Here is a 1,082-nt window from a genome sequence, read left to right on the forward strand (position 1 = left end):
ATATGTCCAGTGACGATCGCGGAGAGGTCACACCCGTTCCCATGCCGAACACGGAAGTTAAGCTCTCCAGCGCCGATGATAGTTGGGGGCTCTCCCCCTGTGAAAGTAGGACGTCGCTGGGCGATATATCGGAGGATTAGCTCAGTTGGGAGAGCATCTGCCTTACAAGCAGGGGGTCGGCGGTTCGAGCCCGTCATCCTCCACCATTATAATTTAATTATGCTGGCCTAGCTCAATTGGTAGAGCAACTGACTTGTAATCAGTAGGTTGGGGGTTCAAGTCCTCTGGCCAGCACCATAGTACGAGCCATTAGCTCAGTTGGTAGAGCATCTGACTTTTAATCAGAGGGTCGAAGGTTCGAGTCCTTCATGGCTCACCATTTTTATGCGGGTGTGGTGGAACTGGCAGACACGCTAGACTTAGGATCTAGTGCCTTCGGGCGTGGGGGTTCGACTCCCTTCACCCGCACCATCTTTGCGGGAGTAGTTCAGTGGTAGAACACCACCTTGCCAAGGTGGGGGTCGCGAGTTCGAATCTCGTCTTCCGCTCCAGAGATACTTTCTATTAATTTGATATACATTAAGTCCTGCCGGGGTGGTGGAATTGGCAGACACACAGGACTTAAAATCCTGCGGTAAGTGATTACCGTGCCGGTTCAAGTCCGGCCCTCGGCACCAGTTTAATATGCGCCCGTAGCTCAATTGGATAGAGCGTCTGACTACGGATCAGAAGGTTAGGGGTTCGACTCCTCTCGGGCGCGCCATATTATCAACGGGAAGTAGCTCAGCTTGGCAGAGCACTTGGTTTGGGACCAAGGGGTCGCAGGTTCAAATCCTGTCTTCCCGACCATTGATTAGAGGGGCCTTAGCTCAGCTGGGAGAGCGCCTGCTTTGCACGCAGGAGGTCAGCGGTTCGATCCCGCTAGGCTCCACCATTTTTTTGACCTTTGAAAACTAAACAAAAAGCCAAGCGAAGAGGGATATTTAAATATCCCGTCAATGAATTATTTTTATTTTGATGTCAGAGACATCGAACTCTTTTATGGAGAGTTTGATCCTGGCTCAGGACGAACGCTGGCGGCG

The 1,082-nt window shown here is 51.7% G+C and carries 9 tRNA genes and 1 rRNA gene; all 10 read left to right on the plus strand.

Annotated elements, in window-relative coordinates:
* Nucleotides 1-5: 5 nt before the first annotated feature.
* The 10 genes from rrf to BMW59_RS21285 all read left to right on the plus strand — a co-directional run bounded on the left by rrf (nt 6) and on the right by BMW59_RS21285 (nt 934).
* Nucleotides 6-122 (plus strand): 5S ribosomal RNA (gene rrf / locus BMW59_RS21240).
* Nucleotides 123-130: 8 nt separating this feature from the next.
* Nucleotides 131-206: transfer RNA gene (locus BMW59_RS21245), tRNA-Val, on the plus strand.
* Nucleotides 207-221: 15 nt separating this feature from the next.
* A tRNA-Thr gene (locus BMW59_RS21250) sits at nt 222-297 on the plus strand.
* A 6-nt stretch (nt 298-303) separates the two neighbouring features.
* Nucleotides 304-379: transfer RNA gene (locus tag BMW59_RS21255), tRNA-Lys, on the plus strand.
* 7 nt (nt 380-386) lie between these two features.
* Nucleotides 387-471, plus strand: a tRNA-Leu gene (locus tag BMW59_RS21260).
* Nucleotides 472-476: 5 nt separating this feature from the next.
* Nucleotides 477-551, plus strand: a tRNA-Gly gene (locus BMW59_RS21265).
* Nucleotides 552-588: 37 nt separating this feature from the next.
* A tRNA-Leu gene (locus BMW59_RS21270) sits at nt 589-677 on the plus strand.
* 9 nt (nt 678-686) lie between these two features.
* Nucleotides 687-763 (plus strand) — tRNA-Arg (locus BMW59_RS21275).
* Nucleotides 764-772: 9 nt separating this feature from the next.
* Nucleotides 773-849: transfer RNA gene (locus tag BMW59_RS21280), tRNA-Pro, on the plus strand.
* Between the two features lie 9 nt (nt 850-858).
* A tRNA-Ala gene (locus BMW59_RS21285) sits at nt 859-934 on the plus strand.
* Nucleotides 935-1,082: the final 148 nt, after the last annotated feature.

The organism is Salipaludibacillus aurantiacus (assembly GCF_900111295.1).
Taxonomy (GTDB): Bacteria; Bacillota; Bacilli; order Bacillales; family Salisediminibacteriaceae; genus Salipaludibacillus; species Salipaludibacillus aurantiacus.